This window comes from Epilithonimonas bovis DSM 19482 (assembly GCF_900108115.1).
GTDB lineage: Bacteria > Bacteroidota > Bacteroidia > Flavobacteriales > Weeksellaceae > Epilithonimonas > Epilithonimonas bovis.
This window is the reverse complement of the sequence record NZ_FTPU01000020.1, coordinates 17,812-38,309: the sequence shown is the minus strand read 5'-3', so window position 1 is coordinate 38,309 and position 20,498 is coordinate 17,812. Positions and strand designations below refer to the sequence as shown.

The following is a 20,498-nucleotide window of genomic DNA, read 5'->3' as shown; positions in this document are numbered from 1 at the left end:
GTATCTTTTCCGTCTTCGGCTCCCACTCTTTTTGTTCGGCATAGCCGCAAAAAGTGAGTTCCGCTCAAATCGAAGAGTTGAGATTTGTAGATTCAGATAGAAATAATGAGATAAGTCCGGACGTAATTTCAACAAGCATAACAACATTTGACATAAGCAGTAACAAAAATGAAATTCATAACATCGCCTGCCAAACTGATGAATGTAGAAAACTCTACAGAATTACTAAAAACTACAACACCCAAATTCATCAAAGATGCAGAATTGATACAATCGTTTTTAAAAGAGAAATCACCTAAATTCTTGGTAGAATTGATGGAGATCTCTCCAAAACTGGCGGATGAAAACTGGGAACGCAACCAAAAATGGTCCGCTAAACCAACTGCCAAAAATTCTGCACCGGCTATGTTTGCCTTTACAGGTGAAGTTTACAGAGGTTTGGACGCAAAAACCCTGGATGAAAAAGCGGTAAAATATCTTGAGAAGAATTACAGGATTTTATCCGGACTTTACGGACTTCTGAAACCGTCTGATAAAATTATGCTGTATCGTTTGGAAATGGGACGCCCATTTCAATTTGATACTTTTAAGAACCTCTATGCCTTCTGGACAGAAAAAGTGACTGACCAGCTCAATTCTGAACTCAAGAAAAACGAACTCCTCATTAACCTTGCCAGCAACGAATACGGAAAAGTCATCGACCGGAAAAAACTGAAAACCAAAGTTGTTGATTTTGATTTTAAGCAAATCCAACCTGATGGAAAACTGAAAACAATTGTTGTTTATACCAAGCACGCAAGAGGACTGATGCTGCGTTTTTGTGCCGAAAATCAAGTTGAGACTTTGGATGAACTGAAAGCCTTCAATTACGAAAATTATCTGTTAGACGAAAAATTATCTTCGGAAACAAAACTGGTTTTCACGAGATAGATTTGATATTGAGAGATAATTGACGGATAGATAACAGATGTTGGATTTATAAATTAAATTAGGGATGAAGCTTTCCGAGATCAAACTACTTTTTCAAAAAGAACTTTCCGAACTCTATTCAAAATCTGAGATTGAGGAATTGTTCGTTATTTTTTGCGGCCATTTTCTTGAACTCAATAAAATTGAACTGCGGCAAAATCTTGAAAAAGGCTTAGCTGAAAGTGACTCAAACCAATTTTATGATGCCATTTCTGAACTGAAAACAGGGAAACCTTTCCAGCAAATTTTGGGCGAAACCGAGTTCTTTGGAATGAAATTCTTTGTTAACGATCAAGTTTTGATTCCCAGACCGGAAACGGAAGAATTGCTGGAATTAGCCATCAATAAAATGCAAGAATCACGTAAAAAGAATCAGGAAAGGCTTAGAGAGCCTCAGCCTGGCAACCAACAACCAACAACTAACAAACATTTTCGAATTCTTGATATCGGAGCCGGAAGCGGCATTATACCGATTATCCTAAAAAAGTATTTTCCGGAAGCAGAAGTCACATCCATCGACATTTCTAGAGATGCTTTGGAAATGGCCAAAAAAAATGCTGATTTTCACCAAACTGAAATCAGCTTTATTCAAAAAGATTATTTGAATGAGAAGCTTGATGACGTGTATGACATTATCATTAGCAATCCGCCATACATTGGGATTGAAGAGAATGTAGAAATAGAAGATTCTGTAAAAGGATTTGAGCCCAATTTGGCGCTCTTCTCTCCCACTTCTGATGCGCTGATTTTTTACAGAAAGATTTCGGAAGATGCTGAAAAACACCTTGCTGAAAACGGCTTAATCTTTCTTGAAATCAATCAGAAATTAGGAAAAGAGACCTTGGAATTATACAGCCAATTTGCGTATTCTGAATTATTGAAGGATATATCGGGAAATGACCGGATAATTTGTGTAAAAAAATAAATAACTGCGAGCTCGGAATGTTGAATGAACAACCCCGCGTGGATCTAGCCCCGATGGAAACGGCATCCTTTTGTTTTGCGCGAGGCGGCGGAGCGAAGCGGAGCCGACCGAGCAGCAAAACAAAAGATACAGTGGACAGCGGGTTACCAATGTGGAAAGAACCCGAAACCCTGTGCTTCTAAAAAATTATCCAATTCTTTTATTCACAAAAATCTGATAAGCCAAATAAATGAGCGGCAACGCCATAATACCCAGGTAAACTGCATTTTGCATCGCTACCTGCGGATAAACGGCCACCGCATAAACCAATCCGAAAAATGCGCCGCCCAAATGTGCAGCGTGACCAATATTGTCATGCGCGCGTGGATTGAGCATCATATATACGGAATAACCAAAATACAAGGCCCCGAATAAATAGCCGGGAAGAAAGTTGACCTCTATCTCTTTGGGAGCGAGCGCGACAGCCGCAAACAATACGCCCGAAACGCCGCCGCTGGCACCGATTGCCGAATAGAACGGAACGTTTTTGTAAACGATAAGGCAAAACAAATTGCCCAAAATAATGGATGCGATATAAATGATCAGAAAACCAACGACGCCAAAGCCATAGATAGCAATGGGCGCGAAGAAATAAAGCGTTAACATATTGAAAAACAAATGCATCCAGTCACCGTGAAGGAATCCTGCGGATAGAAGCCTTATATATTCTTTCCTGCGCTGGATGGCGCCCACTTCAAATTTATATTTCTGGAAAATTTCCGGTTTCTGGAAACCGATGTAACTTGTGATACAAGTGATTGCTATTATAATGATTAATACGATATTCATGTCTGTTAATGCTATTATTTGTCAGCCTCGGAGTTCAGATCCGGGTTATATTGATTCGGTGTTTTCGTCAAAAAGGTTGCCAATGGTTCCGCCTTCTTCATCTGATTCATCGGCGGGTCTGATGTCTATTTCTATCTCCTCTTCTACAATTTCCGGCGGTTCGGGAATGGTGATGTTAATGGTTTTGACTTTATCTTTGGTCAACTGGTTCCCGATCGCTTTGATCCCCTTTACGGTGATGAACTCATCTAAATCTACAATCTCCGGATCTTTTTGCCTGTCCTTGATCTTCGGGAATATAATTTCTGCCTTCGCGCCAGCATCTGTGGTGACAAACTCGATGAAGGATTTTGGATTTTCGTTTCCGAAAAATGTCTGGATATTGGGCGTCGCTTCCAAAAGGAAACGCTTTACAAAGTATTTGTCTTTTTCACCATCAAAGTAGATACAGGTAATAGGCTGCTCCGGATTCCATTTCTGAAGGATCAGATAGTCATCATCAAACCTATTCATGAGATCAAAAGAAACGAGTTTGGCTTCTCCCTGAGAATTGATGGTTAAAATCTTATCATCTCCTTTGAAACTGCCAAGCAACGTTCCCCGGCCATCGGCATTCAGACGCCTTACAGAGTCATCAAACCAGATTTTTCTGGGTGCCAGAGTCGATACGCCTTCTTCTTTGAGGTCTACTTTTTTCACGGCATATTTGGTTACCAGATTCCCTTTGGAGTCCCGCCCTTTGATTGCCAGTTCAGAAAAATCGATATCAATTTTGTTCTTTCTGACTCTCGCATTGGGTTTTAGCAGTACCGATACAAGCTCGGCCTCGCCATTGGGATTAGCAGAAAAGTAAAGCATCTCTGATCCTTTTTTGTCAGAAGCGAGTTTATAATCCGTATTCCTTGTAACGCCGATTACAGAGAAGCGTTTCATATAAAAAGGTCCTTCCCTACCTTCCCGGTAGATCATGTTATACACTGTGCGCTTGTCATTCTTTTTCCAGACTGCTACGTGAACAATATTTTTCCCGATAAAAGTTTTGGCTTCTACCTTTACCACCTTCATAGTTCCGTCTTTCTGGAAAGTAATGATATCATCTATATCCGAACAGTCAAACAGGTATTCGTCTTTTTTGAGGGAGGTCCCAATGAAACCTTCTTCGCGGTTGACATAGAATTTTTCGTTGGCAACGGCTACTTTTGTGGCATCAATGGTATCAAAAATCCTCAATTCGGTTCGCCGCTCTTTACCTTTACCATATTTTTTCTGAATATTAGTATAATAATCTATGGCATAAGTAATAAGATTAGCCAAATTATGCTTAACTTGTTCAATCTTACCTTCCAACGCGAGAATGTTTTCTTTGAACTTATCAAGATCAAAACGGGAAATCCTCTTGATCCTGATCTCTGTAAGCCTCACGATATCTTCCTCTGTTACGGCTCTCAGAAGATGCGCCGTATGCGGCTTCAGCCCTTCATCAATGGTACTGATAACGTCTTCCCAGGATTTTACTTCTTCTATATCATGGTAAATCCTGTTCTCGATAAAAATCCTCTCCAAAGATGAGAAATGCCAACTTTCCTGTAACTCGTGAAGTTCAATTTCCAATTCTTTTTTAAGCAGTGAAACGGTATGATCTGTATTATGTTTTAGAATTTCGGAAACCGATAGAAACATTGGTTTATCACCAACAATCACGCAGGCATTCGGAGAAATCGGAACTTCGCAATCTGTGAAGGCGTAAAGTGCGTCAATCGTTTTATCGGGAGAGACATCGGGATGCAGATGAATGTTGATCTCCACATTATCCGACGTATTATCTTCTATCTTCTTAATCTTGATCTTCCCTTTTTCATTAGCCTTAAGAATACTGTCTATCAGGTCACCTGTATTTTTGGAGAAAGGAAGTTCTGTAATGGTCAGCGTATGTTTTTCTTTTTGAGAAATCCTTGCCCTTGCCCTGATTTTACCGCCTCTTTTACCATCGTTATAGCCGGCAACATCCAACATACCGCCTGTAAGAAAATCAGGATAAAGTTCAAATTTTTTACCTTTGAGATAAAGAATGGAAGCCGTAATCAATTCATTGAAATTATGCGGCATAATCTTGGTAGACAACCCTACACCGATCCCTTCTACGCCTTGTGCCAACAAAAGCGGGAATTTCACAGGTAAATCCACCGGCTCATTATTTCGCCCGTCGTAGGATTTTGTCCAGTGCGTGGTTTTTGGATTAAACACAACATCCAGCGCAAAGGGTGTTAACCTTGCCTCAATATATCTTGCTGCCGCCGCAGAGTCACCTGTATAGATGTTTCCCCAGTTCCCTTGGGTATCGATCAATAATTCTTTCTGGCCAAGCTGTACCATCGCATCCGTGATAGAGGCATCCCCATGTGGGTGGTACTTCATAGTGTTCCCGACAATATTGGCTACTTTGTTATAACGTCCGTCTTCCAGCTCACGCATCGAGTGCATGATACGGCGCTGAACAGGTTTGAAACCGTCAAAAATAGAAGGGATTGCCCTGTCCAGAATAACATACGAGGCATAATCCAAAAACCAATCTTTATACAGTCCGGAGACTTTTTTCAAACTTTCTTCGTTGTGTGTACTTTCTTCCATTAATCTGTAACTGTATTATCCTGCTTTTGGTTTTCTGAATTGTATTTGACAACTTTATTTAATGAAAATTTCAGGTCTTCGATCTGTTTTCTGTTAAGATAAGAAATCTCATATTTAAGAATGATAACCTGATTTTTTTTGCTGAGAATATATACATATAACCTTTTGAAAAACAAAACACTTATAATGTTATACTTTATTATTTTGTATTTGGGAAATTCATCCCTGGCATCTTTTTTTGCAAGCAGGTAGAGGATATGACTGTTTCTGAAATTAAGAGCCTCGCCATCGCTGTCGTATTCAAAAATAGGGCGCCCCAAAAGGTACAGAAAGGCAAATAAAACCAAAGGAATAATCAGTAATATCCACGATCTACTCCCAAAAACATCAAATTTGCTGATCTCCAAAATATATGCAATGAGGCCGAGCAAAAAAATAATTCCTCCCAATGAGTAGATAAAACTGTAAAACGGTTTTTTTTCTCTGTTACTGAGTCGCATGTTATGCTGATTCTAAAGTTTTTTTCTTATCAATTTCGCTATCATCCTCAACCACAAGGTTATCCAGGATAAACAATTGCCTGTCCGGTGTGTTTTTACCCATATAAAATTCCAATAACTGGTCTATGGTTTGATCCCTGCCCACTACAACAGGTTCCAGCCGGATATCTTTACCAATAAAATGCTTAAACTCGTCCGGTGAGATCTCGCCCAAACCTTTAAACCTTGTGATTTCCGGGTTTTTCCCCAGCTCATTAAGCGCTTTCAGGCGCTCTGCATCAGAATAGCAATATCTTGTTTCTTTTTTGTTCCTCACCCGGAAAAGTGGTGTCTGTAAAATATACAAATGCCCGTTTTTTATCAAGTCGGGAAAAAACTGAAGAAAGAATGTAATCATCAATAATCTGATGTGCATCCCGTCTACATCGGCATCTGTAGCAATAATCACCTGGTTGTAACGCAAATCCTCAAGGCTTTCCTCGATATTAAGCGCAGCCTGCAACAGGTTAAATTCCTCGTTCTCATACACTATTTTCTTGGTCAACCCGTAGCAGTTTAGAGGTTTTCCCTTCAACGAAAAAACAGCCTGCGTTTCCACATCTCTGGACTTGGTGATAGAGCCTGACGCAGAATCTCCCTCGGTGATAAAAATCATCGTCTCAGACTTCCTGGCAGCTTTTTGATCGTTATAATGATGGCGGCAATCACGCAGTTTTTTATTATGAAGCGATACTTTTTTAGCACGTTCTCTTGCCAATTTTTGGATTCCTGATAGTTCTTTTCGTTCTCTTTCTGAAATTAAAATCTTTTTATGAATAGCTTCTGCAATCTCTGGATTTTTGTGAAGATAATTATCCAATTTACTTTTTAAGTAATTGATAACAAAAGTCTTAATAGTCTCCAGTTCTTTTCCATCCTTGTCTTGCCCCATTGTGGTAGAACCCAATTTGGTCTTGGTCTGGGACTCAAAAACCGGATTACCAACATTGATATATACTGCAGCAATGATCGCTTTTCTAATATCGGTGGCTTCAAAGTTTTTATTGAAAAATTCCCTAATGGTTTTTACGTAAGCTTCTTTGAAAGCACTGAGATGCGTACCACCTTGAGAAGTGTATTGCCCATTAACAAAAGAAAAATACGTCTCAGACTGGGATTTGTCGGAATGTGTAATGGCCAGTTCCATATCTTCATCTTTGATATGGATAATCGGATAGACAATTTCGCCATCAATCTCTTCTTCCAATAAGTCCTTCAAACCATTTTGAGATTCAAAAACTTCTCCGTTAAAATAGATTTTTAAACTTAAATTGAGGTAAGTGTAATTACGGAGCATTTTCTCAACATATTCATTCCTGAATTTGAAGTTGACAAAAATGCTGTTATCCGGGACAAAGGTAATTTCCGTCCCATTTCTTTCAGTAGTTTCGGCTTCATCGTGCAATATATCCAATCTTCCCTCCCGGAATTCGGCTATTCTCATTCTGCCTTCACGAACTGATTTTACTCTGAAATAAGTTGATAAAAAGTTAACCGCTTTTGTACCTACACCATTCAAACCGATGGATTTTTTGAAAGCGCCATCATCATATTTCCCACCGGTATTCATTATAGAAACTACATCCACAATTTTCCCCAAAGGGATTCCTCGGCCGTAATCACGGACCGTTACCGTTCCGTCCTTGATTTTTACATCAATTCTTTTTCCGGCTTTCATCCTGAATTCATCGATAGAATTATCCAAAACTTCTTTCAGCAAAATATAAATCCCGTCATCTACAGATGAACCGTCTCCCAATTTCCCAATGTACATACCGGGGCGCAATCGCACGTGCTCCCTAGGTTCGAGCGTTCGGATATTGTCTTCGGAATAATTTGCAGAATTAACTTCACTCATATAAGTCAGATTTAAAAAAAAGAGATTAAAAACCAGTAACTCACAAATTTAACGAAATGGATTTTAATTTGAAAATTTTTGTATTCATTTTTCAGTAATAACAAAAAAAAGCCAAACAATTGCTTGGCTTTTAATTATCTTAATTTTTCTTATCTGTCTAATTACCATCGATGATGTCTCCCAATTTGCCGAGGATACTACCTTCTTCTCTCCTGCTTCCGCTACCATACTGCAGAATTTTACCGGCAAGGCGGCTGATCGGCAATGTCTGTACCCATACTTTGCCCGGCCCTCTGAGTTCCGCAAAAAATAATCCTTCGCCACCGAAGAGCGTATTTTTTATCCCGCCAATGAATTGAATATCATACGAAACAGACTGTGTAAATGCTACGATACAACCTGTATCTATCTTTAGAATCTCGCCGTGCTGCAATTCTTTTTCCATCACATAACCACCGCTGTGGACAAAGCACATCCCATCGCCTTCCAGCTTCTGCATAATAAAACCTTCTCCGCCAAATAACCCGGTCCCTAATTTTCTTTGAAATTCGATACCTATGGAAACGCCTTTTGCCGCACAGAGAAAACTATCCTTCTGACAAATGATTTTCTCACCATAATCTGATAAATTGAGCGGGATAATTTTACCAGTATAAGGTGCGGCGAACGAAACCTGACGTTTTTGCGAGCTTATATTTGTAAAAACCGTCATAAAAAGGCTCTCACCAGTGAGCATCCTGCGACCGGCCGTGAAGAGTTTATTCATCAGCCCGGAATTGCTGCCATCACCAAACATGGTCTCCATGCGTATGCCGTCATTCATCATCATAAAACTGCCTGGCTCGGCAATCACAGCTTCGTTTGGATCCAGTTCTATCTCCACACACTGGAGTTCTTCACCATAGATCTTATAGTCAATTTCGTGATTTTTCATTGTTTTGATTTTACAATTAGTTCTCTCTTCAAAAATTTTGTTACAAAAAAAAACGCTTCCCGTTTCCGGAAAGCGTTTGAATTTAATTTTAAAGGCAAGTCTAAACATTAAACCTGAAATGCATGATATCACCGTCCTTCACAATATATTCTTTACCTTCCACTCTCATTTTTCCGGCTTCTTTTACTTTTGCTTCGGAACCATAATTCACAAAATCATCATAGGCAATCACTTCTGCGCGGATAAAACCTTTCTCAAAGTCGGTATGGATAACACCTGCCGCCTGAGGCGCTGTCCACCCCTGGCCAATAGTCCAGGCTCTTACTTCTTTTACACCGGCGGTGAAATACGTCTGAAGTTTCAAAAGATCATAAGCTTTCCTAATTAGTCGGTTAACACCAGGCTCTTCCAAACCAAGTTCTTCCAGGAACATTTGCCTCTCTTCAAACGTCTCCAGCTCATTGATATCAGCTTCTATCTGTGCTGCCAATATTACAACCTCTGCGCTCTCTTTCTGAGCCATCTCTTCGATTTTACCTATCCAGCTGTTACCATTTTTGATCGAATTTTCGTCTACATTACAAACGTAAAGCACTGGCTTTTTTGTCAGCAGCTGAACATCATCGATGATGCTTTTTGTAAAATCATCCACGGGAAACTCTCTCGCATTTTTGCCGTCTTCTACAAACTTCTGCAGGTTTTGCAAAGTCTCGTACGCCAGAATATCTTCTTTTTTACCGGATTTTATAAATTTTTTAGCCTTATCAACAGCTTTTCCTATGGTTTCAAGATCTTTAAGCTGCAGCTCTATATCAATAATTTCTTTATCTCTAAGCGGATCTACAGAACCTTCTACGTGAACAATATTGCCATTGTCAAAACATCTCAGCACATGGATAATCGCTTCACACTCGCGGATGTTGGCCAAAAACTGGTTACCAAGACCTTCGCCTTTGCTGGCACCTTTTACCAATCCGGCAATATCTACAATCTCTACCACAGCAGGCAAAACCCGCTCCGGATTGACCAGTTTTTCCAGCTCAAAAAGGCGCGTATCCGGTACAGATACAGTTCCAAGGTTAGGTTCTATCGTACAAAACGGATAGTTTGCAGACTGAGCTTTTGCGTTGCTCAGGCAGTTAAACAAGGTTGATTTCCCTACATTTGGCAGACCTACGATTCCACATTTCATAATTAAAAGTTCAATGTTTTAAGTTGACTGTCCAGCGCTAAGCCTTGATATGGCTAACACTGAATATTGAATTTCAAGTGCGCAAAGATACTGATTTTGTTTTGTAAATTTTGATTTTTATTCCGGACGAAAAATCCACGCATTGGCTGGTTTTTTATCAACCAAATCTATCTATATTTGCAAAGCTGTGTGAGGGCGGAGGCAATTGTTGGAGCTCGTCCGCAGAAGGCGGACAGCGACTTGCCGCAGACCGGCCGTTTTGATTTTGCTTGCCCGCCAGCTATTTTCTGAACTGCAGCAATTATCAAAATCAAAAGGGACACACCCAAACTGAAGAATCATGGCCAGAAAAAAACGCGAATTTCAATCCTCGGAATTACTTAATTCTTTTGCAAAAATATATGGTTTTGAAGACAAACTGAGAGCTTTTGAAATCAAAGATTTTTTGCAGGAATATCTTTCTGATGCGCTTTTTGCAGAGATTACCAGTGTCAACCTGAAAGAGAAAGTTCTTGTATTGCGTATCCAGTCACCATTGCTGAAAAACGATTTCCGCATGAGAAAATCCTTTTTTCTGAAAAAATTCCAGGAAGTCTTAAAGGACGAATCGCTGATTAATGATCTCCTGATTTTGTAGCGATATCTTCTATCATCTTCTTGCTTTTGGCATCCAACATGGATCTTAGCGGGAAGAAAAACCGCAGCGGATTGCTGATAAAATAACGAAAAATCTCTTTGAAAATATCGCGCACTTCACTCCATTCAACCTTTCTGGAGCGGAATGCCAACAGCATAGACAGCCCAAAACTGACTGCAAAATTGAAAAATCCGATGATAAAAACGGTTACAAACGAAATCCAAAATGTGTAGGAGCTGACCACAAAATCTTTCCCATAAAGCCCCAAAGCGAGATTACCGGCTGCAAAAGTAATGTGGCGGATATCCAGATCCAGGCCTAAAAACAAACCGATGGGCGCTGTAGCACCTAAAAACACACCAAACCAAAAATTGGATACGATACCCGCCCAGTTTCTGGAATAGTACACAGATAACCGCTTGGCAATGCGCTGCCCAAAGAAATAATTAATAAAAGGATTTTTTGCTATCCGCCTCGGTATCTGGTAAAATACAGCGTTATTGCTGATATTACCGGAGATAACACCCGAGATAAAAAGAAAAACACCTGCTATGGAGGCATGTAAAATCGCCTTGGACTGAAACGGATCAAGATCATAAAGCAGTTTCCCTGATTTCTCAAAGGCAAAATTCTGTTTAAAGAGAATCTCCAGTCCATAGATGATTATCAACGAGACTGGAAAAGAAAGCAGGACATTCCCGACAAATGCGATAAACTGCGACCGGAACAATTGTGACACAACATGGGCAAAATCCTTGTATGTACTTTTGTTGCTGCCTTCGGCCAATACTTTTGCCATGGTAGCCGCCGTCATAGCCGGTTGCTTGGTTGCCAGTGTAAAATGCATCAGATAGATCATCACAAATCCCATGGCATAATTCATAGAGTACAATAAAGCGTGCGCAAAATCGCTGGATGGCACATAGCTGTACAGCATCTTGAGTACACAAAGCGCTCCCACGATAACACCACCGCCAGAGGCCTTCCAGAACATTTCCATATAGTCCCGGAGATTAGCGGTAATATAATGTGTACCGGTCTCCGCAGTATGATTGGTAATCAGGTGGGACATCAGCCTGGTACTGTCTGAGATAAGGTCACGAAGATTATTCTTATGCGATTTGTATTTTAATATATTAAAGAACAGCTGCTTAGAATTAATTAAAGTATCTTCTGCATCATCTATCACAAGAAGCTTGACGATAGCAGACATCCTATTTAGTTGTTGCCTGATCTTGAGCAACGCCTGATTGGTTTTGCTGGAGATGCCGTATTTTGATGAATTTTTAAAAGCAAAACTTACAAAATCCATACATTGCTCCAGGTAAATCTTAGTCTGCTTGTATATATCATCCCCCGAAGTCAAATGGTAGCCGGGATTGGCTTTAAACTCAGCGTTGAGAATATCCAGCTCATCCTGCAAAGCCAAAAACGGATTGTCAAAATTGCGGTATTCCGGCGCCATTTTCATAACATCCACATCCAGCGCATTGCCAATGACACGCCATGCCAGGATATTCAACGAAAAGAGAAGCTCTTTTTTTACTTTAGGATCGTTGATAAACTGATCAATTTTCAATAACCTGAATAGTTCATCCATCTTATCCTCTGAGGAATTCTGGAAAAACTCAAGATCTTTTTTAGGGGTTACCAGCACAGTATCTACGAGGTACCAAATAGTTTTCTCGTTCTCTATTGGTGGCAAAACCTTGTTGAGCAGCCGCTTTTTGAATTCAGGGAAAAAAGCATTTTCTGAAAGTATATCTGCCTCTGTCAGAGAAAGATTAAAGCTCCTGTCTTTGAAAATATTGTGGATATAGTACGTGAGATTCTGGCGAATCACCTCATTATCTTTAAGATAAGCTGTGAAAACACCGAGATCTTCTTTTTTTAAACTATTGATAATCTCTGATAATGGCTTCAGGGACAAAGTCTCGTTTTTCTCACCAAAATAATGCTTTAGTATTGTGCTGAAACTTTCTTTTTTTATAAATCTAAATGCCATAACAGATACAAAAGTAGTTATTTCAAAACAATATTGTTCATCTGGCGCATAATCCAGTTGTGTTTTTTATTAAGATATGCGGAAGGTTTTTTGGGATCATACTTCTTGGGATTTGGCAACACTGCGGCAATCCAAGCGGCCTGGCTCTTGGTAAGGTCTTTAGCCGATTTCCCAAAATAATACTGCGAAGCCGCCTCTATACCGAAAACACCCTGCCCCATTTCTATAGAGTTGAGGTACCTTTCCAGTATAATATCCTTACCCCAGACTTTCTCTATGATAAAAGTGTAGACAACCTCCAGCCCTTTCCTAAACCAGCTTCTGCCCTGCCAGAGAAAAATATTTTTTGCAGTCTGTTGAGAAATGGTGCTTCCGCCCCTTACAACTTTTCCCTTTTTATCATTTTTTTTAATCGCTTTTTCTATGGCTTTGTAATCAAAACCGTTATGATTAAAAAATGTCTGATCTTCTGAGGCAATTACTGCTTTTTTGATATTGCTGCCCATATCATCGTAGGAGATATAATCCCTTTGCAGCTTGCCATACTTGATTAGGCCGCCCAACTGTGTCAATGTAATTGGTGGATTAAAAAATATACCCAACACCACAAAGAGGATATTGGCTAAAATAAGAATCAGGAAAAGTCTTTTGATAAATCTCCACATACCGGCTCGTAAATAAGTAGCGAAAATAAAACAAAAAAAAGTTTTTCTGAAAATATTTCAAAAGAATATCCTCAGAAAAACAATTATACACCAGTGCAGGCAAAAGACTTGGCCATGCAATAAGACAGCCTTTATAAGTTATCCAGAGTCTCCTTAATATCTTTGTAACCACCGCCATTGTACACTTCAGTCAACCCTTCGGACTTGAAATAATCTACAGCCTTGCCAGACCGGTTTCCAGACCTGCAAAAGAAAACAATAGGTCCCGCAAGGTTAAAGACTTCCTGCTTGCGGTCTTCCAGCTCACCCAACGGTATATTTTGGGCTTCCTCTATGTTGCCGTCCATCTCAAGTTCCAGAGGCTCACGAACATCAATCAAATGATAATTGCCTGCTTTTAATACATCTTCTAATGACATAATCTAAATTTTAAATTGATTTTACATAACAAACTTACAATTAATAATCAAAAAACGAACAGTCCCTCACCAAAAGATCAACAGAAAATGAGAGACATTTTTTATTTTTACTTTTTTTATTTTGAATATCTTTAAACACCAAAAAAATAACAACAACACACCAGTCTCATGACATTTCAGCAGCAGATACAGCAGGGAATTCCCAACGAATTGCCACAACCAAAACCTTACGATCCCAACATCAATCACGCTCCGAAACGTAAACAAATTCTCTCTGAAGAAGAGCAAAAACTTGCGCTCAGAAACGCCTTGCGTTATTTTGAACCCAAATTCCACGCAGAATTATTGCCGGAATTCAAAGAAGAACTGCAAAAATACGGTCGGATCTATATGTACCGTTTTCGTCCGGATTATGAGATGAAAGCGAGAAATATTGAAGAATATCCAGGGAAATCTCAGCAAGCAAAAGCTATTCAGTTGATGATTCAGAATAATCTGGATTATGCGGTAGCACAACATCCTCACGAACTGATTACTTACGGCGGAAACGGCGCAGTGTTCCAGAACTGGGCGCAATATCTTCTGACGATGAAATACCTGTCGGAGATGACAGATGAGCAGACTTTGGTAATGTATTCCGGACATCCTCTTGGCTTGTTTCCCTCGCACAAAGACGCGCCGAGAGTGGTCGTGACAAACGGAATGGTAATCCCCAACTATTCCAAACCGGACGATTGGGAAAAATTCAATGCGTTGGGCGTTTCGCAGTACGGACAAATGACGGCAGGAAGTTATATGTACATCGGACCTCAGGGAATTGTTCACGGAACGACAATCACGGTTCTGAACGCCTTCAGAAAAATTAGAAAAGAGCCAAAAGGCGGATTATTTGTAACTTCTGGTTTGGGAGGAATGTCCGGAGCACAGCCAAAAGCAGGTAATATTGCCGGTTGCATTACGGTAATTGCAGAAGTCAATCCGAAAATCACCAAAATCCGTCACGACCAGAAGTGGGTGGATGAAATCCATGAAAACCTGGGCGAATTGGTTGAAAGAGTCAGAAAAGCACAGGAAAATCAGGAAGCCGTTTCTCTGGCTTATCTCGGCAATGTGGTGGATGTCTGGGAAAAATTTGATGAAGAAAATTTAAGAATTGATATCGGCAGCGACCAGACTTCGCTTCATAATCCCTGGGCCGGCGGTTATTACCCTGCCGGGCAAAGCTTTGAGGAATCCAATAAAATGATGGCGGAAAACCCTGGACTATTTAAAGAAAAAGTCCAGGAAAGCCTGCGAAGACAGGTTGCTGCTATCAATAAACATACAGAAAAAGGGACTTATTTTTTCGATTACGGAAACGCGTTCCTCCTGGAAGCTTCGAGAGCAGGGGCTGATGTGATGGCAGAAAATCCGGGTTTAGGAAGAGAATTCAAATTTCCTTCATACGTTCAGGATATTATGGGGCCGATGTGTTTTGATTACGGTTTCGGGCCTTTCAGATGGGTTTGCACCAGCGGAAAACCTGAAGATTTACAGAAAACCGATGAACTTGCCTGTACCGTTTTAGAAAAAATCATGGAAAATTCGCCAAAGGAAATTCAGCAGCAAATGGCAGATAATATCCAATGGATCAAAGGGGCGCAGGAAAATAATTTGGTGGTTGGTTCGCAGGCGAGAATCCTTTATGCTGATGCCGAAGGAAGAATGAAGATTGCGGAAGCCTTCAACAAAGCCATTAAAAACGGAGAAATAGGGCCTGTTGTTTTAGGCAGGGACCATCACGATGTGTCAGGGACGGATTCGCCGTACAGAGAGACTTCCAATATCTATGACGGTTCGAGATTTACGGCAGATATGGCAATCCAAAACGTGATTGGCGACAGTTTCCGTGGCGCGACCTGGGTGAGTATTCATAACGGCGGCGGCGTTGGCTGGGGAGAAGTTATTAACGGCGGTTTCGGAATGTTGCTGGATGGTAGTGATGATGCGGAAAGAAGGCTGAAATCTATGCTGTTCTGGGACGTGAACAACGGAATCTCCCGAAGAAGCTGGGCAAGAAACGAAGGCGCCATTTTCGCCATCAAAAGAGCAATGGAGGCAGAACCGAACCTGAAAGTGACCTTGCCGAATTTTGTAGATGAGAATCTGCTATAATTGAAAATTGAAACTTATTTTATGAATATTCATTCACAATTTACATTTCTGCATTTTTTACTGTTTGGTATTATTTTGCTGATTGCGAATGTGGTTTTCCAGAAATTTAAAAGAAGAAAATTTAAGGAGATTTTCAATTTGTGGATGATCATTCCTGCTTTTCTCATTACAATACTTACCGCATTTTATCAAGAAAAATTCTGCAGCGGAATGTATTGTGGAACGCGTTATGGATTTCCGCGACAGATTTTTGATATGGCTCATTACATCGGCAAAGATCAGGTAGATGTTCGCGTTATTTCTAAAATGCACTGGGATTATTTCTTGCAGAATTTTTTACTTATTTTTCTGTTTCTGAACATCATCAAAAATATTTTCACAAATAATAAAAACCTGCTGTGAGGCAGGCTTTTCCCGACGAAGCTGAGCAAGAAATGAAGGTGCCGTTTTCGCCATCAAAAGAGCAATGGAAGCTGAACCGAATCTGAAAGTAACGTTGCCGAATTTCGTGGACGAGAGTTTGTTTTAAAAGTCATTGCGAGGAGGAACGACGAAGCAATCTGTTGAATTGATCATGATAACTCCAATAGATTACTTCGCTTTGCTAGTAATGACATAACATAGAAGAACCTGCTGTGAGGCGGGTTTTTATTATTTTAACTTAACAAAACCTATAATTAAAAAGGTAAATCTTCCTCTTCTTCTTCCTCCTCCTCTACCCATCCAAAATTTCGAGATGGACTTGATATTATTTTTGGATTTCTATCAGCTACTTTTTTGATTTGCGATAAAATATCCGTAGGTAGGTCTAATAGCAATTCTCTTAAGTCAGGAATGAGAATAACCTCTCTCGGGTTACCACTACTTGTAAATTCTGAAACTTCAGTTAATTTTTTAAAATCATACCTACGCATAATATCATCATAGCTTGTTGATAATTTTGAATTTAAAGAATTAACATCTTCCCACACTTTAATATTTTCAATTTCCCCTGTGCTTTTCCATCCAACACCTAGCTTATATCGTGCAGTATCGTTAACATAATGTAAAAGAAGAATTTCTTCATCTTTTAATTTATCTTCTTGAAGATCTTTGAAAAATTTATTTACTTGATTAGATTCGGTTTTAAGCTCAACACTTTTTTTTAATGGCTCTTTTATCAATTTGCTTTCTAATTTTTCTTTATCAGAAATATTGACATCTCGAAATCTATTTGTGATAGGCTTAATTATGTTCTGACTTTCAATATTATTTACATCTTCAATAAATTTTCGTATTTTTTGATTTATTAAAACAGGATTAGTAGAAATACTATAATATTGTTTTAAGGACTCAACAAACTCTGTTATTCTATCAACATTATTAATTTTAAAACCCATTTCTCTAGGGTCGAGAGCTCCATTTTGAAATTCTGGGCTTGATGAATTGAATTGGGGTGTAAAAATAATCGTGTGCTGATTTTCAATTATCCAAGCTGCACCCATTTCATTTAAACAAGCAATACTAGAATAATACTCGGGTGATAGTAAATAAATAACGTGAGGTTTTTCAGTTATCCTTTCTTTAAGCCAATTGAATATATTTTTACCATTTGGAATACCAAAAGCATCATTACTTGTAAAAATTATTTGGTTACTACTCACACCAACAGATAAAAGTAAATCAACAATTGCTTGTCCAAATTTCGAATTTTTAGAAGAGTGAGATATGAATATTTTCATCATAAAATATTTAAGTACACAAATATAAGTTATAATCAGACTTATTTTCTCACAAACATTAACAATCCTATAAGAAGAAACAATAAATTAGCCACGCTGGTGCGAGCATCTTGTTCGTACAGTTTAAGACAAGAGCTTGAAGCTCGCGCCAGCGACTTAAAGTATCAAAATATTCCTATTCAAAACAATCTTAGTTTAGATCTCCCGCATTTGCGGGAACTCATAAACAATATTAAAACAAATCTCCCGCAACCGCATTTTCTTTAAAACACCTTGTTTGTAACCTCCTGCAATTGCATGAAGTCTCCAGCAGGTTGCGGGGAACTTCATGCGACTGCATTTTATTTCCCACAAAATGTTTGAAGCTAAATGCATAATTATTTATATTTGTTTTGATCAATTAATACATTTTTAACAAATATACACATTAAACGATGAAAATTTCATTAGTAAGATTGAGCACCAAAAATCTTGCGACTGTAGCTCAGAGAATTATCAGCAACATTCAGTCAGGAAAATATCCTGTGATTTCCAACCATCCGCTTACCGAAACTTTGCAGACTTCCTACAACGAATACGATTTGGTTTATACCAAACAAATCTACAGCGGAAAAGGACAAGATGTTGCCCATGCAGACCACGAAAGAGATGTCGCTTACACCAATCTAAAAGCTTTTCTTAACGGTTACCGAAAACTTCAGACAGCACCCAATTATCAGGCGGCGGAAGATTTGTACAACGTTTTCAAAACGTACGGACTGAATCTTGACCGTTTAAGTTATTCCTCTCAAACCGCTCAGATGAAAAAGCTGATTGAAGAACTGGAAACGCCGAAAAAACAACAGAGCATATCGCTTCTTTCCCTGAATCCTGCTTTCACGGAAATGAAAACAAAGCATGAAGATTTTGAAGCAATTTTTGCTGATCAGGCGGACGCCAATGCAGACCTCCGAAATCAGTCGAGTGCTTCTGCCATCCGTAAAGATTTGGAGAAAAACCTGAAAGCGTATCTCAATCTGTTGACAGTCATGAAAGAAGTTCCGGGTTGGGAACTGCTCTACACCGATACGAATGAGCTGGTAAAGGCAGCGAAGAATTCTGATGTCAAAAGGAAGGAAGAAAAACCAGTGTAAATTATGAGAACTCAGCGGAATGCTGAGTTTTTTGTTGCTTTGCATGCACCGTCACCTCGAGTAGCGCAGCGAAGCGGAACGTATCGAGAAGTTTGGGTTTTGAAAAATAGTTTTGTTGTCAGTTCAAGGGTTCTAGATACATTTTTTCTACACTTCGTTTCGAAAAAACACTCGAACTGACGAGGCGAAATAATGGCGCGCCTTTGCGTGGAGACAAGACGAAGCAATCTGTTGAATTTATTACGTCATCCCGAACAGATTGCTTCGTCCTTGTTGCCTCACTTCTCTCAATAACGACGATACAAAAACAATTTTTATTCATTGTAATACACATTAAATCGATATTTTTGAAGCCTCGAAATAAATCAATGAAAAACCTAGGAATCATCGGTTTCGGCTGGCTCGGAAATCACATCGCGGAAAGACTGTCTGACCGATACCACATCTTCGCCACCACTACCAATCCTGCCAAAGCACAAGACCTCAACACCAAAGGCTACCACGCCACTCTCGTCAGTTTCCCCAACGAGTTGGATGCTGAGACGCCAACTTGGGAAGCCGCCAAAGATCTGGATGCCATCATCATCAGCGTTCCGTTTTCCGGAATCCGGGGCGCACAGATTCCGATGAATGTCAAACGCCAGAACCTCCTCAATTTCCTTGGCGATTACAAAGGTCAGCTCTTCCTTCTCAGCTCAACAGGTGTATATCCGCAAACAGATCAAGATTTTTCCGAAGACGATAAACCGGCAGACGAAGTGGAGAGTGAGCAATTTATTTTAGAGCAATTCCCTCAAACCAATATCCTAAGATTGGCCGGGCTCATGGGCGACCAGCGCCTGCTCAAAAATTATAATATTTCTAATCTCAACCAGCCCGTGAACCACATCCATTATGCTGATATATGTAAGGTGGTTGAGAAAATGCTCCACAACCATTCGCAGTCCCAGGTGTATAATCTAACTGCCCCGCTGCACCCCAGCAAAGAAGCGGTCATTAATACTCAAAAAGGCCTTCCGTACAGCGGCGAAGCATTTCCCAAAGGCAGAACCATCTCTACTGAAAAACTGATTTCAGAATTAGGCTATGAATACCAATATCCGGATCCGCGGTACTTTCATCTTTAGCCTCAGGAAGAATTAGCATCAATTTAACACTTACATTTTATTTTTTGGAACTATAATTGAGTCTGTTACAAAAATATCCATTATGAATCGCCATGGTTGGAAATATCATTAAGCAATCATCCAACTTAGATTCAGTTATCAAAAAGTGGCATCACTCCTATAAGATACGGCGATAACTTATGGCAAATACATAACTAAAAATATCTTAATATGAAATCAGACACCATCAAAACAGTTGCAAAATACGGATTGGGCGCTATGCTCATCGCCGCCGGTATCGGACACTTGACCTTTGCCAGAAAAGAGTTCCAGGCACAAGTTCCGGAATGGGTGCCTTTGGAAAAGGATGACACCGTGGTCTACTCCGGCGTTGTAGAGATTGCTTTGGGAACAGCCATTATTGCGGCTCCTAAAAAATATGAATCGCTGGTAGGAAAACTGGCCGCAGGTCTTTTTGCAGCCGTTTTCCCGGGAAACTACACCCAATACAAAGAGCGCCGGAGTGCATTTGGACTCAATACAGATCAGCGGCGGTTTGCCCGCCTTTTTATGCAGCCGCTGCTAATATTTTGGGCTCTTAAATCAACAGATAAAAAGTAAAGGAACTGTATTAATATTACAAAATTCCGTCCTGTTTTTTACATGACGGAATTTTTTATTAAACCATAAAGTTTTTTTATCTGGTTTTGAAACTATTAATAATTGCTAAAATTACCTTAATCAATTTCTGTATTGCTTTTTTTGCAGTATTTTTGAAGTCTAAA

The 20,498-nt window shown here is 39.7% G+C and carries 18 protein-coding genes; 8 read left to right on the top strand and 10 right to left on the bottom strand.

The features are described from left to right. Positions 1 to 168: 168 nt before the first annotated feature. Positions 169 to 930: a peroxide stress protein YaaA gene (yaaA, locus tag B0B05_RS09775; protein ID WP_076783469.1), complete on the top strand. Its 762-nt coding sequence runs from the start codon at positions 169 to 171 to the stop codon at positions 928 to 930. A gap of 64 nt (positions 931 to 994) precedes the next feature. Next, on the top strand, positions 995 to 1,894 hold the full coding sequence (prmC, locus tag B0B05_RS09770; protein ID WP_076783468.1) for a peptide chain release factor N(5)-glutamine methyltransferase: 900 nt from the start codon (positions 995 to 997) through the stop codon (positions 1,892 to 1,894). 186 nt (positions 1,895 to 2,080) lie between these two features. Here the strand turns inward: prmC and B0B05_RS09765 are convergent, their stop codons facing one another. From B0B05_RS09765 to ychF, 6 genes are all read right to left on the bottom strand, one after another. After that, entirely contained in the window at positions 2,081 to 2,722 is a 642-nt protein-coding gene (locus tag B0B05_RS09765; RefSeq protein WP_076783467.1) for a rhomboid family intramembrane serine protease, read from the bottom strand. Positions 2,723 to 2,767: 45 nt separating this feature from the next. Further along, positions 2,768 to 5,350 (bottom strand): DNA gyrase/topoisomerase IV subunit A, encoded by a 2,583-nt coding sequence (locus B0B05_RS09760; protein ID WP_076783466.1) that lies wholly within the window; start codon positions 5,348 to 5,350, stop codon positions 2,768 to 2,770. After that, positions 5,350 to 5,850, bottom strand: coding sequence for a hypothetical protein (locus B0B05_RS09755; RefSeq protein WP_076783465.1), 501 nt, complete (start codon positions 5,848 to 5,850; stop codon positions 5,350 to 5,352). Before B0B05_RS09755 ends, B0B05_RS09760 begins: the two co-directional genes overlap by 1 nt. A gap of 1 nt (position 5,851) precedes the next feature. Continuing rightward, positions 5,852 to 7,747: a DNA topoisomerase IV subunit B gene (locus B0B05_RS09750; RefSeq protein WP_076783464.1), complete on the bottom strand. Its 1,896-nt coding sequence runs from the start codon at positions 7,745 to 7,747 to the stop codon at positions 5,852 to 5,854. 157 nt (positions 7,748 to 7,904) lie between these two features. Beyond that, positions 7,905 to 8,681: a TIGR00266 family protein gene (locus tag B0B05_RS09745; protein WP_076783489.1), complete on the bottom strand. Its 777-nt coding sequence runs from the start codon at positions 8,679 to 8,681 to the stop codon at positions 7,905 to 7,907. A 100-nt stretch (positions 8,682 to 8,781) separates the two neighbouring features. Continuing rightward, on the bottom strand, positions 8,782 to 9,873 hold the full coding sequence (gene ychF, locus B0B05_RS09740) for a redox-regulated ATPase YchF (RefSeq protein ID WP_076783463.1): 1,092 nt from the start codon (positions 9,871 to 9,873) through the stop codon (positions 8,782 to 8,784). Between the two features lie 340 nt (positions 9,874 to 10,213). On the opposite strand from ychF, the gene B0B05_RS09735 reads away from it, so the two are divergent. Continuing rightward, a complete protein-coding gene (locus B0B05_RS09735) occupies positions 10,214 to 10,510 on the top strand; it encodes a hypothetical protein (RefSeq protein ID WP_076783462.1) in 297 nt (98 codons plus the stop codon). Here the strand turns inward: B0B05_RS09735 and B0B05_RS09730 are convergent. The 3 genes from B0B05_RS09730 to B0B05_RS09720 all read right to left on the bottom strand — a co-directional run bounded on the left by B0B05_RS09730 (position 10,488) and on the right by B0B05_RS09720 (position 13,599). After that, positions 10,488 to 12,515: a recombinase gene (locus tag B0B05_RS09730; RefSeq protein WP_076783461.1), complete on the bottom strand. Its 2,028-nt coding sequence runs from the start codon at positions 12,513 to 12,515 to the stop codon at positions 10,488 to 10,490. The genes B0B05_RS09735 and B0B05_RS09730 overlap by 23 nt on opposite strands. A 17-nt stretch (positions 12,516 to 12,532) precedes the next feature. Next, positions 12,533 to 13,180, bottom strand: a complete 648-nt coding sequence (gene mtgA / locus B0B05_RS09725; protein WP_076783460.1) for a monofunctional biosynthetic peptidoglycan transglycosylase — start codon at positions 13,178 to 13,180, stop codon at positions 12,533 to 12,535. 131 nt (positions 13,181 to 13,311) lie between these two features. Beyond that, positions 13,312 to 13,599, bottom strand: coding sequence for a rhodanese-like domain-containing protein (locus B0B05_RS09720; protein WP_076783459.1), 288 nt, complete (start codon positions 13,597 to 13,599; stop codon positions 13,312 to 13,314). A gap of 168 nt (positions 13,600 to 13,767) precedes the next feature. On the opposite strand from B0B05_RS09720, the gene B0B05_RS09715 reads away from it, so the two are divergent. Together B0B05_RS09715 and B0B05_RS09710 are read left to right on the top strand one after the other, a co-directional pair. After that, positions 13,768 to 15,753, top strand: a complete 1,986-nt coding sequence (locus B0B05_RS09715; protein ID WP_076783458.1) for a urocanate hydratase — start codon at positions 13,768 to 13,770, stop codon at positions 15,751 to 15,753. Positions 15,754 to 15,774: 21 nt separating this feature from the next. Further along, a complete protein-coding gene (locus B0B05_RS09710; protein ID WP_143745992.1) occupies positions 15,775 to 16,155 on the top strand; it encodes a hypothetical protein in 381 nt (126 codons plus the stop codon). 275 nt (positions 16,156 to 16,430) lie between these two features. Here the strand turns inward: B0B05_RS09710 and B0B05_RS09705 are convergent, their stop codons facing one another. Further along, positions 16,431 to 17,474 carry a toll/interleukin-1 receptor domain-containing protein gene (locus B0B05_RS09705; protein ID WP_159435868.1) on the bottom strand — a complete coding sequence of 348 codons (1,044 nt, stop codon included), beginning with the start codon at positions 17,472 to 17,474 and terminating at the stop codon, positions 16,431 to 16,433. Between the two features lie 434 nt (positions 17,475 to 17,908). Between B0B05_RS09705 and B0B05_RS09700 the strand changes: the two genes are divergently transcribed. The 3 genes from B0B05_RS09700 to B0B05_RS09690 all read left to right on the top strand — a co-directional run bounded on the left by B0B05_RS09700 (position 17,909) and on the right by B0B05_RS09690 (position 20,334). After that, entirely contained in the window at positions 17,909 to 18,607 is a 699-nt protein-coding gene (locus B0B05_RS09700; protein WP_076783455.1) for a DUF6261 family protein, read from the top strand. A 368-nt stretch (positions 18,608 to 18,975) separates the two neighbouring features. After that, positions 18,976 to 19,734, top strand: coding sequence for an NAD(P)-binding domain-containing protein (locus B0B05_RS09695; RefSeq protein WP_076783454.1), 759 nt, complete (start codon positions 18,976 to 18,978; stop codon positions 19,732 to 19,734). 210 nt (positions 19,735 to 19,944) lie between these two features. Next, complete coding sequence (locus B0B05_RS09690) at positions 19,945 to 20,334, top strand: DoxX family protein (RefSeq protein ID WP_076783453.1); 390 nt, start codon at positions 19,945 to 19,947, stop codon at positions 20,332 to 20,334. Positions 20,335 to 20,498: the final 164 nt, after the last annotated feature.

What these genes read in the sequence shown, in the direction of transcription:
- B0B05_RS09765 (WP_076783467.1), bottom strand. Translation starts at nt 2,722, where the DNA reads ATGAATATCGTATTAATCATTATAATAGCAATCACTTGTATCACAAGT.
- B0B05_RS09695 (WP_076783454.1), top strand. Translation starts at nt 18,976, where the DNA reads ATGAAAAACCTAGGAATCATCGGTTTCGGCTGGCTCGGAAATCACATC.
- B0B05_RS09735 (WP_076783462.1), top strand. Translation starts at nt 10,214, where the DNA reads ATGGCCAGAAAAAAACGCGAATTTCAATCCTCGGAATTACTTAATTCT.
- B0B05_RS09760 (WP_076783466.1), bottom strand. Translation starts at nt 5,350, where the DNA reads ATGGAAGAAAGTACACACAACGAAGAAAGTTTGAAAAAAGTCTCCGGA.
- B0B05_RS09705 (WP_159435868.1), bottom strand. Translation starts at nt 17,474, where the DNA reads ATGAAAATATTCATATCTCACTCTTCTAAAAATTCGAAATTTGGACAA.
- B0B05_RS09715 (WP_076783458.1), top strand. Translation starts at nt 13,768, where the DNA reads ATGACATTTCAGCAGCAGATACAGCAGGGAATTCCCAACGAATTGCCA.
- B0B05_RS09750 (WP_076783464.1), bottom strand. Translation starts at nt 7,747, where the DNA reads ATGAGTGAAGTTAATTCTGCAAATTATTCCGAAGACAATATCCGAACG.
- B0B05_RS09710 (WP_143745992.1), top strand. Translation starts at nt 15,775, where the DNA reads ATGAATATTCATTCACAATTTACATTTCTGCATTTTTTACTGTTTGGT.
- B0B05_RS09720 (WP_076783459.1), bottom strand. Translation starts at nt 13,599, where the DNA reads ATGTCATTAGAAGATGTATTAAAAGCAGGCAATTATCATTTGATTGAT.
- B0B05_RS09690 (WP_076783453.1), top strand. Translation starts at nt 19,945, where the DNA reads ATGAAATCAGACACCATCAAAACAGTTGCAAAATACGGATTGGGCGCT.
- B0B05_RS09755 (WP_076783465.1), bottom strand. Translation starts at nt 5,850, where the DNA reads ATGCGACTCAGTAACAGAGAAAAAAAACCGTTTTACAGTTTTATCTAC.
- prmC (WP_076783468.1), top strand. Translation starts at nt 995, where the DNA reads ATGAAGCTTTCCGAGATCAAACTACTTTTTCAAAAAGAACTTTCCGAA.
- B0B05_RS09730 (WP_076783461.1), bottom strand. Translation starts at nt 12,515, where the DNA reads ATGGCATTTAGATTTATAAAAAAAGAAAGTTTCAGCACAATACTAAAG.
- mtgA (WP_076783460.1), bottom strand. Translation starts at nt 13,180, where the DNA reads ATGTGGAGATTTATCAAAAGACTTTTCCTGATTCTTATTTTAGCCAAT.
- B0B05_RS09700 (WP_076783455.1), top strand. Translation starts at nt 17,909, where the DNA reads ATGAAAATTTCATTAGTAAGATTGAGCACCAAAAATCTTGCGACTGTA.
- ychF (WP_076783463.1), bottom strand. Translation starts at nt 9,873, where the DNA reads ATGAAATGTGGAATCGTAGGTCTGCCAAATGTAGGGAAATCAACCTTG.
- yaaA (WP_076783469.1), top strand. Translation starts at nt 169, where the DNA reads ATGAAATTCATAACATCGCCTGCCAAACTGATGAATGTAGAAAACTCT.
- B0B05_RS09745 (WP_076783489.1), bottom strand. Translation starts at nt 8,681, where the DNA reads ATGAAAAATCACGAAATTGACTATAAGATCTATGGTGAAGAACTCCAG.